Origin of the sequence: Cryptosporangium aurantiacum, assembly GCF_900143005.1 — a bacterium.
Classification (GTDB): domain Bacteria; phylum Actinomycetota; class Actinomycetes; order Mycobacteriales; family Cryptosporangiaceae; genus Cryptosporangium; species Cryptosporangium aurantiacum.
This window is the reverse complement of record NZ_FRCS01000039.1, coordinates 1-9,728: the sequence shown is the minus strand read 5'-3', so window position 1 is coordinate 9,728 and position 9,728 is coordinate 1. Positions and strand designations below refer to the sequence as shown.

General features: G+C 69.2%; 9 protein-coding genes. 5 read left to right on the top strand and 4 right to left on the bottom strand.

What is annotated here, in order from left to right; translation table 11 throughout:
• A partial coding sequence (locus BUB75_RS43950; protein WP_218618147.1) for a glycosyltransferase family protein occupies positions 1–960 on the bottom strand: 960 nt, incomplete at its 3' end.
• Positions 961–1,213: 253 nt separating this feature from the next.
• Between BUB75_RS43950 and BUB75_RS43945 the strand changes: the two genes are divergently transcribed.
• Positions 1,214–2,206, top strand: a complete 993-nt coding sequence (locus BUB75_RS43945) for a UDP-glucuronic acid decarboxylase family protein (protein ID WP_073266863.1) — start codon at positions 1,214–1,216, stop codon at positions 2,204–2,206.
• 142 nt (positions 2,207–2,348) lie between these two features.
• Complete coding sequence (locus BUB75_RS43940; RefSeq protein WP_073266861.1) at positions 2,349–3,998, top strand: hypothetical protein; 1,650 nt, start codon at positions 2,349–2,351, stop codon at positions 3,996–3,998.
• On the opposite strand, the gene BUB75_RS43935 is transcribed toward BUB75_RS43940, so the two are convergent.
• Positions 3,995–4,957, bottom strand: a complete 963-nt coding sequence (locus tag BUB75_RS43935; protein ID WP_073266859.1) for a GlxA family transcriptional regulator — start codon at positions 4,955–4,957, stop codon at positions 3,995–3,997. The two genes, BUB75_RS43940 and BUB75_RS43935, sit on opposite strands and share 4 nt — an antisense overlap.
• Before the next feature lie 51 nt (positions 4,958–5,008).
• On the opposite strand from BUB75_RS43935, the gene BUB75_RS43930 reads away from it, so the two are divergent.
• Positions 5,009–5,389 carry a cupin domain-containing protein gene (locus tag BUB75_RS43930; protein ID WP_073266857.1) on the top strand — a complete coding sequence of 127 codons (381 nt, stop codon included), beginning with the start codon at positions 5,009–5,011 and terminating at the stop codon, positions 5,387–5,389.
• Here the strand turns inward: BUB75_RS43930 and BUB75_RS43925 are convergent.
• Positions 5,386–6,099, bottom strand: a complete 714-nt coding sequence (locus BUB75_RS43925) for an SDR family oxidoreductase (RefSeq protein ID WP_073266855.1) — start codon at positions 6,097–6,099, stop codon at positions 5,386–5,388. The genes BUB75_RS43930 and BUB75_RS43925 overlap by 4 nt on opposite strands.
• A gap of 96 nt (positions 6,100–6,195) precedes the next feature.
• Here BUB75_RS43925 and BUB75_RS43920 point away from each other — a divergent pair, with 96 nt between their 5' ends.
• A complete protein-coding gene (locus BUB75_RS43920; protein WP_073266866.1) occupies positions 6,196–6,561 on the top strand; it encodes a MerR family transcriptional regulator in 366 nt (121 codons plus the stop codon).
• Between the two features lie 138 nt (positions 6,562–6,699).
• Here BUB75_RS43920 and BUB75_RS43915 read toward each other — a convergent pair whose 3' ends face one another.
• Entirely contained in the window at positions 6,700–7,704 is a 1,005-nt protein-coding gene (locus BUB75_RS43915) for a 5'-3' exonuclease (RefSeq protein WP_073266853.1), read from the bottom strand.
• 70 nt (positions 7,705–7,774) lie between these two features.
• Here BUB75_RS43915 and BUB75_RS43910 point away from each other — a divergent pair, with 70 nt between their 5' ends.
• Positions 7,775–9,181 carry a serine hydrolase gene (locus tag BUB75_RS43910; protein ID WP_073266851.1) on the top strand — a complete coding sequence of 469 codons (1,407 nt, stop codon included), beginning with the start codon at positions 7,775–7,777 and terminating at the stop codon, positions 9,179–9,181.
• The last annotated feature ends 547 nt before the right edge of the window (positions 9,182–9,728 follow it).

Genomic DNA, 9,728 nt, shown 5'->3' with positions numbered 1-9,728 from the left:
GGAGTCCGCGTTGGTGTCGCAGACGCTGGGGGCGGCGACGTAGCCGATGGAGTCGTCGGCGAACGGGCGGACCATCTCGGCGAGGTAGGTCGGGCTGGGGATGTGGTCGCAGTCGAGTTGGCTGACGACGTCGTAGTCGCGGTATCCGTAGTGGTCGTAGAAGTAGGCGAGGTTGCCTTCCTTGCACTTCTTGCGGCGGGGCCAGGTGTCCCGCTGGTACTCCGGCTGGCCCCGCCGGGTCGACACCCGTACCCCGTGGGCGCGGCACCAGGCCAGCGTTTCCTCGCTGGGGTCCTCGTCGCAGATCCAGACGTCGTAGGAGTACGGAAAGTCCTGGTCCAGCATCGCTTCGAGCGTCCGGCGGGCGGTGTCCCAGGGCTCGGACGGCGCTTTGGTGACGCAGAACGCGACCCGCAGCTCCGGGATCGGCACCCGCGGATTCACGGTCCGCAGCTTGTTGAACCGCAGGATCGGCAGGATCGGGTACGCGGACATGTAGAGCAACAGCGAACTGTTGATCAGCAGCCGCATCCAGTCGGTGCGGTGCGGAGGCTCCAGCCACCAGCGCCAGAACAGCACCAGCGACACGACCCACCCGACGGTCAGCACGGCGAGCAGGACGCGCGTAACCGGCGGGAGCACGGGTACGAACGTGTTCACCAGCAGCGCGTGCCTGCGGATCCGCCGCGCCCGCATCGCCGGTCCGGCGGGGGAGGCGTGCAGCACCTTGCCGCCGGAGAGCTGCCGGAGTGCGGTGTCCAGGGATCGGCCCCCGTGCGTCCACCCGACACCGATCCGCGGCTGACGTCGTCCGGACCGGCGTGCGCTGTCGGAGAACCGGAGATCGACGGTCCGGTCGCTGTCGACCATTCGGAGGTCCACGGTCCGGTCCGCGGACGAGAGTTCCTGGGTTTCCTCGGACGTCGCGGAATCGTCCGGAAACCTCGGTGTATCGGACACCGCCAACCTTCCTGCTAACGAGGAATGGAGTTTCTGAATTCCGGAACGTCGCGCCTGATCGGCGGGTTTCCCCGCCGGACAAAACGAGCACAAGTTAGGTGGCCGCACAGCGATTCGTCAAGGCGCGGACGAACGCCTAATTCGCGCGCTTGATGGCGGAGAATTGATTACGGCTGGTGGGCCAGTTATCCACTGTCCATGTTGTAGGTTGGCCGGTGCCGGGCATTCTTTGTCGAGCCGAGGTGGAGGATCGATGTACGTAGCGGTGACCGGGGGCGCGGGCTTTCTCGGCTCGCATCTGTGCGAAGCCCTGCTGGGAAGAGGTGACCGCGTCCTGTGCCTCGATAACCTGTCGACCGGTCGGCTGGAAAACCTGGAAGTATTTTTCCGGAGCCCGCGGTTCGAATTCCGGGAGATCGATATCGCCGACCCGGCGGCGATGAACGTGGATCGATGGGCGCCCGACCAGGTGGACGTCGTCGTGCATCTGGCGAGCCCGGCTTCGCCGCCGGACTACCAGATGATGCCGCTGCAAACCCTGGCGGTCGGTAGCCGCGGCACCGAGAACGCGCTGCGGCTCGCGGCGCGGGACGGGGCACGATTCGTGCTCGCGTCCACCAGCGAGGTGTACGGCGACCCGGCGGTCCACCCGCAGCGGGAGACCTATTGGGGGAACGTCAACCCGATCGGCCCGCGCAGCGTCTACGACGAGGCGAAGCGGTTCGCCGAAGCGTTGACGATGGCGTACCACCGCAGCAGCGGGCTCGACATCGGAATCCTGCGGATCTTCAACACCTACGGCCCGCGCATGCGCCCGCAGGACGGGCGGGTCGTCTCGACGTTCATCGCGCAGGCGCTGGACGGCGATCCACTGACGATCTACGGCGACGGGACGCAGACCCGCAGTTTCTGTTACGTCGACGACCTGGTGCGCGGCCTGGTGGCGATGGTGGACCGGACGGTGACCGGCCCGGTCAACCTCGGTAACCCGGTGGAGTGGACGGTGACCCGGCTCGCCAGGGCCGTGCTCCGGCTGACCGGTTCGCGTTCGGCGGTCGAGTACCGCCCGCTCCCGATCGACGACCCGACCCGTCGGCAGCCGGACATCGCGGTCGCCCGCAGCGAACTGGGCTGGGAGCCGGCGATCGGGATCGACGACGGGCTGCGCCGCACCGTCGAGTGGTTCCTGTCCCGGCGGGACGAGTCGCCGCGCACCGATCGGCCGGTCTCGGGTCTCTCCGCGTGAGTCCACGTCGGCCGGTCCCCTGCAGATGCGGCTTATACGTGTTTTGCATCCCTTGCTGGGATAGCACGGCTGTCTTATTCTATTTTCGGGGGTAAGTCAGCTCTCGATTCAACGGAGCGCTATTCGGGGTGGGGTAGTTCCCATGGTGAAGAAGTGTTTCATCATCATGCCGTTCGGGGGGTCCGGCGAGGATGACGACGAAACCAGGCGACATTACTTAGGCGTCTATCAGAGCATCCTGAAGCCGGCCGCAGAGAATGCCGGTTACGTGGTCAAGCGGGCCGACACCAGCGCGATGCCCGGAAACATCACGAAGGACATCATCAAGGACCTGGCAGAGTCCGACCTGGTCATCGCCGACCTCACCGGCGGTAACGCGAACGTGTTCTTCGAACTGGGCATTCGGCACGTCCTGCATCGCAGCGGCACTGTTCACGTGGTCGACGCGAAGAGCGAGATCCCGTTCGACGTCCAGCAGTACCGGGTCGTGAAATACTCGCCACACCTCGCGGACATCCCCGGCGTGACCGCCCAGATCGTCGACGCGATCCGCAAGCGGGAGAACGCGGCGCAGTCGGACAATCCCGTGCACGACACGCTGGACGACCTGCCCGCCGACTACCGCGACGTGGGAGAAGAGGCGCAGCAGCGGGAACTCGTCACGCTCCGGGAGTCGCTCAACGCGGTGAAGCGCGAGCGCGACAAGCTGGCCGACCGGCTCGCCGAACTCGACCCGGCCGGTGCCCTGACCGGTCAGCCGTCCGCCTACGACATCGACGAGATGCTCGACCAGGCCGACGAGATCATGAAGTCGACCGGTGAGTACGTGATGCTCCGGCTGAAGGAGATCATGGAAGAGGGCGGGCGGGACGCGTTCGTCACGGAGCTGCGCGCGGTCGTCAAGAGCCCGTACCTCAGCGACAACGACTTCGTCGGACTCGCGCAGATGTGCCGCAGCCTCGACCTCACCGACCACCGGCGGGTGGTGCTCGAGATCGCGCACCAGCGGTATCCGAACACGTCGCAGATCTTCCTGGCGCTCGTGGACGCCTACGACGACTCGCCGGCGCCGGCGATGCAGGAGCGCGGCCGGCTGATGCTGGAGACGTATCTGAAGGTGGAGCGTGCCGCCGGCTCCGCCGGGCCCACGCTGGTCGCCGACCCCGGCATCCCGCTGTTCGACCACGCGGTCGGGCTGCTGTTCAACTTCTACTTCCGGGCCGGCCAGCCCGCGTGGGTGACGTCGGTCTGCGAGTCGGTGCAGCGCAGCAACTTCGCCTCGGCGACGATCGACCGGAACTACGCGCGCGCTCTGGCGGACCTCGGACGGTACGGCGACGCCGAGACCGCGTTCCGGGCGGCGATCGAGCGGTACGACGACAGCGTCACCTACCAGTTCTTCGCCGACTACCTCAACAAGCGCGAGCGCCACCAGGAGGCGTACGAGCAGGCCGAGAGCGGCGTGGCGGCCGCGCCCACGAGCGCGAACGCGCTGCTCAACCTCGCCATCGACATCCTGAACCACGGGTACGTGCGCAACGCCGCAGGCGAGATCGTGCACGTGGACGACGACCACGCGCTGCGGTCCGCGGTTCCGCTGATCGTCGCCGCGGTCAACGTCGGCGATCTGGCGGACCGGCAGAGCGCGGTCGGGTTCCTCGTCCGGCGGAACGCGATGCACGAGGCCCAGGCGATCGCCCAGGGGGTCGCGCCCCAGGGGGAGTACGACTCCTCAGCGCTCGAGCACGCGGCAGCCAACGCGCACAAACGCCGCGGGAGCGCGGCCGCCTAAGCGCTGTTGAATCGGCGGCGGTACTCGGTGGGGGACAGGCCGGTCTCGCGCCGCAGCAGCGACCGGAGGTTCGCCGCGGTGCCGAGACCGGCGCGGCGGGCGACCACGTCGATGCCCGACTCGCTGCGCTCCAGCAGGCGGCACGCCAGCGCGACGCGTTCGCTCGTGAGCCACGCCAGCGGTGTCGTGCCGAGCTCGGCCCGGAACCGCCGGTGCAGCGTCGCCGGGCTGACCGCGGCTCGTGCGGCCAGATCGGTGACAGTGAGCGGCTCGTCGAGGCGCGTCTGTGCCCAGGCGAGCAGCGGCGCCAGCGACTCGTCCGGCACCCGCGGCACCGGGCGCTCGACGAACTGGCGCTGCCCGCCGTCCCGGTGCGCGGCGAACACCAGCCGTCGGCTGACCGCGGTGGCGACCTCGGCGCCGTGGTCCCGGCGAACCACGTGCAGCCCGAGGTCAAGCGCGGCTGCGCTGCCCGCGGCGGTGAGGATGTCGCCGTCGTCCACGAACAGGACGTCGGGCTCGAGCCGGACGCGGGGAAACTTCCGGCGGAACGTGTCCGCCCACATCCAGTGCGCGGTCACCCGCCTGCCGTCCAGCAGACCGGCCTCGGCCAGCGTGAACGCACCGCTGCAGTAGCCGATCATCCGGGCACCGCGCTCGTGGGCCGCTCGGATCGCGGCCAGCACCCGGGGACTGCGCGGAGCGTGCACGTCCGGGCGGTTCGGCACGACCACGGTGTCGGCTCGCTCCAGCGCTGAGAGCGGCTCGACGCCGGTGAGCGTGAAGAAACCGTCGCGCATCCGGGTCCGCGGGGAGACCGCGCACAACCGGAAGTCGTAGAGATCGCGTCCCAGCTCGGGCCGCCGTAAGCCGAAGATCTCGATCGCGCAGCTCAGCTCGAACGGGTTGGAGTTCTCGTCGACCAGCACGACCACCCGGTGCAAGGATTCTTGCGTCATGCGCGATTCCTAGCACTGCTGCGCGGGGTCGCGGCGCCCGAGGATGGCCTCATGAGTGAACCGATCTCGCTGACCGCGGCCCTGGCATCCTTCGACGTGCTGTGGAGCCCGCGCATCGTGACGAAGGTCAACGACTACGACGTCCGAATCGCCAGGGTGGCCGGTGAGCACGTCTGGCACACCCACGACCACACCGACGAGTTCTTCCTGGTGCTCGACGGCGAGCTGCGGATCGACCTGCCCGACCGGGCCGTGACGCTGCAGCGGGGTGAGGTGTTCACGGTGCCGCGGGGCACCGCGCACAAGCCGTCGTCGCCCGACGGTGCGGCGATCCTGATGTTCGAGCCCACCGGGACGTCGACCGTCGGTGACCGGCACGACGACGTGCCCGCACACGTCGACGCGACGACCGGCCACGCGCTGGAGGCTTAGACCGCGGGGCGGGCGTTCGCGCCGTAGAACTCGCCGGGGTCGCGGGCCAGCGACGCCTTGACGTGCGCGCTCCACTCGTCGACGACGACCTCGATCGCGTCGGCCTCGATCCCGTCGAGCGCGGCCCGCACCACCTCGGCCGGGGCCACCTTCGGGCCGGCGTAGTCGGCCATCATGTCGGTGTCGGCGGCACCGAGGTGGAGGCCGGTGACGAGCGTCCCGCGCGGCGCCAGCTCCAGCCGGACGCCGTTGGTCAGGTTCCAGCTGGCCGCCTTCGCCGCTCCGTAGGCCCCGGCGCCGGGGTAGGAGAACCAGGACAGCGCGGACAGGACGTTGAGGATCGCCCCGCCGCCGTTGCGCTCCAGCACCGGCGCGAACGCGCGGACCATGCCGAGCGTCCCCCAGAAGTGGGTGTCGATCTCCCGGCGGATGTCCGCGAGGTCGCCGCGCACGAGGTCCGCGCCGGTGGAGACGCCGGCGTTGTTCACCAGCAGCGTGACGTCGGACGCGACGGCCGCCGCTGCCTCGATCGACGCCGGGTCGGTGACGTCGATCCGCAGCGTCTCGACGCCGGGCAGGTCGATCCGCTCGGGTGTCCGCGCCGTCGCGTAGACCTTCGACGCACCGCGCTCGAGCAGGTCCTGGGCGAAGCGACGGCCGAGTCCACGGTTGGCGCCGGTGACGAGCGCGACGGAGCCGGAGATTTTCATGATTCCTCCTGATGACTACCTTGTTCTCCGGTTACCGTAAAACCTGACGTTGACGTCAGAGGCAAGTGTTGTGCGCGGGATCACGAGGAGCGTGTGGTGCGGATCGGCGAGCTCGCAACGAAAGCGGGCGTCAGCGTCCGGGCGTTGCGGTATTACGAGGAGCAGGACCTGCTGGCATCCGAGCGAACGCCAAGCGGCCAGCGCCGGTACGCCGACTCTGCGGTCGACCGGGTGCGGTTCATCCAGCAGCTCTACGCCGCCGGACTGTCCAGCAAGTCGGTCCTCGAGATCCTGCCGTGCGTCCATACGGGCGACGTCACACCGGAGTTGCTCGACCGGCTCACCGGCGAGCGGGATCGCATCGACCGTCAGATCACCGAGCTGATCGCCACCCGCGACCGGCTCGACGGCGTGATCGGCTCCGCCATCGCGTTCCGCGACGGCGGAGCGTGCGCGCACTGACCGCCGCGCATTCGGAGCCCGCTGCCGGGCGATCAGCCGTCCTCGCCCGGCGTCGACCAGACGTCGGGGGGCCGGGCGCCCCGGCGTCGACCAGACGTCGGGGGCGGCGGCCTGGCCCGGGCCGGGCGTCGGCCGGCGTCAGAACAGCGCGAGTTGATCCGGGGAGGGTTCGCGGCGGGCGCGCAGGCTGCGCGGGTACTTCGGTGGTTCGGCCTCCGGTTCGGGAGGCGGCGTCCGGCCGGTGAGCGCCCAGAGCGACGGGCCGAGGATGATCCCGCGCCCGGCCAGCGTCTGACGCATCGTCGCGTACGAGATCGGCAGGCGGGCGGCGTCCAGCGCGGGGAGCTCGAGGTCCGGACGCATCCGCATCAGCCGGCGGTTCACCGCGACCCGCTCCCGGGCCTCCGCGGTCCCGAGGTTCCGCGCAGCCACGTCACCGACCACCGCGCGCACGTCCGCGGAGTGACCACCGTCCAGGGCCTCCCACGCCGCCTCCACGCTGCCGAACGCGCCGAGCAGCCGGGCGGCCAGGATCGTGCCGAACCCCCGCACTCCTGGCAAGTTGTCGGACGGATCGCCACGGAGCGCAGCCAGATCCCGGTAGAGCGTCGGCGGCACACCGTAGAGGTCCTGCAGCGTCGACGGGGTGACCAGAACGGCCTCGTCGAGACCCCCGTTGCGCAGCCGCAACACCGAGGTCGCCTCATCGATCAGCGAGAACGCGTCCCGATCGCTGGTCACCAGCACCGACCGCCATCCGCCCGCACGAGCCGACGCCGCGGCGCTCGCCAGGACGTCGTCCGCCTCATAACTGGGGGGAACAACGGTGCAGAGGCCGGTCGCCCGGAGCAGATCCGGCGCAGCCGCGATCTGCTCCGACAGGTCAGCGGCCTTCTCCGGCCGATGCGCTTTGTACAAGGGGTAGTCGACCTGACGCGCAGAGTGCTCCGGACAGTCGAAACCGACCACGACCGCGTCCGGCCGGAGCTTCGCCGACGCCCGGGCGACGTACCCGACGAGGCCCTTCAGCGCCCAGACCGGCCGGTCGTCACCATCGAGCAGTTTCCCCGTCGCCGCAGCGTGGTACGCGCGGTGCAGCAGGCTGTTGCCGTCGAGGACGAGCAACAGGGGCGGGGAAGACACGGAGCAAGCGTAACCGTGCCGTTGCCCCTCGCCTCCACACTGGAGTGCCGGTGACCCCGGGAGGAGGCCGATGACCCTGCGGGCGGTGCGTCGGGCGATCACCGCCGGGTTCCTTGCGCTGGTCATCCTGTTCGGTGGGCTGGTCAGCGGCGAGCGGCTGGAGCCGGGCCCACCGCCCGGCCTGGACACGGCGCAGCTCAGCTGGCAGGACGAGCGGCTGGCGCGGGACCTCCTGCGGGCGGTCGGTGATCGCAGCTTCGTCGACCTCGTCGACGTGCGCTTCCTCGGTCTGCCGCTGCCGCCGGTCCTCGGACTGGTCCCGAACGTCGATACGACGGTCATCGAGCTGGACGCTCTCGGTCGGCCACTGGCGGCGGCAACCGTGCTGCTCAGCGCGCGCTACCGCGAGGGCCTGGTGATCCCGCTGGACGAGAACCTGAGTACCGACGAGGTCCGCTGGCGCCGCTGGGACGACGCCGCGTGGAGCGACAACGCGGGTCAGGGCACCGTCGACGTCGTGCCCGGCCGGGAACGCGCGCCGGTCGACTTCATGGCGCCCTACCCGGCCTCGGTGTTCAAACTGATGGTGGCGTTCGGGGTGTTACGGCTGGCCGATCGCGGCGCGATCGACCTCGACGAGCCGTACGCCTACGCGCCGGTGGGCGAGCCGAGCGCGATCTGCAAGGGTCCGCGGACGGCGACGGTCCGGAGCTTTCTCGACGCGATGATCACGGTCTCGTCGAACCCGGCGGCGTGCGCGATGGTGAAACTGCTGCACGACCGGGACGCGATCGGCGAGCTGAACCAGTTCTTCGCGAACATCGGCCTGGCGACGCTCCAGTTACGCGACACCGATCCGCGGACCGGCGGTAACTGGACCAACGCGATCACGATGACCTCGATCGACACCGCCAAGCTGCTCCTGCTGCTTCGGGGCGCGCCCGGCGTGCTCTGGCGGGCTCCGGACGGGGCGCCGGTCACCCGGGACGTGCTGAGCCCTTCGTCGAGCACGATCCTGCTCTCGGCACTGGGCGCGCAGGGCCTCAACCAGGTGCTCTCGACCACGAACTGGTGCGGTCGGCCGTATCCGGCCCAGGGCATCCCGCAGACGACGCCGGCGCGGTGGATGGACCCGCAGGACGGAACCGTGCGGTTGCCCGAACACCACTACGGACGCGACGTGCGGCCGTGTAACAACGCCGCCGAGGTCACGTTCGCACACAAGACCGGTCTCGCCGAGACGTCCGGGGGTGATGCCGGGATCGTGTCGTCGCTGCCGGGTAAACCGTGGCGGTCGTACATCGTGGTCGTTCAGTCGAACCTCGGTAGCCGGTTCGTGGACCCGGCTCGCCCGGAGGACCCACCCGGTGTCGACCCGGTGGAGTACTCGGAGAAGTTCGCCGAGCTCGGGCGGGCCGTCGACGACCTGGTGACCGCTCATCGCAACCCGCCTGCCGGCCGCCGTCCCGGCGTCTGATGTGCGCCCGGGTCACTGTCCGTCGCTTCTTGGTGGACGCCGCGCTGGGCGCCATTTCGGGCAGTGACCTCCTGGTGGGCGCCGTGACCAGCGGAGACACCGGTTGACGACCTGAGCGTCCCGGCCTGTGGTCACCGCCACCGTTAATCGGTTTGCACTGCGGCGGTTGTGTCGCGTAAGTTTCACAAGGCCCGCAGGGGAGACGGACAGACACCGGACGCGCAAGCGGCTGGTTGGCCGGCCCGCGGGAGAGCAGCAAACCCGACCGGTGCAAACCGGGAAGTGATGCTGCGCCGGGCGAAGCGGCCGGATTTGGCGCCGCGAGAACGACCGGATACGGTAGTAACGCAAGGCGCCGAACGGATTCAGTTCGCTGAATTAGGGCGGCGGTAAGGCTCCGATAAGGAAACAGAGCGAATTTGGTTCTGAAGAACGAGTCGGGTAAGCTGGAAAAGCCTCAACGAAGTCCTAGCGGGCGGGTTTGATGCGCGTGTGTTGTTTGAGAACTCAACAGTGTGTTCAAAAGTTAGTGCCAAGTGTTTTACCC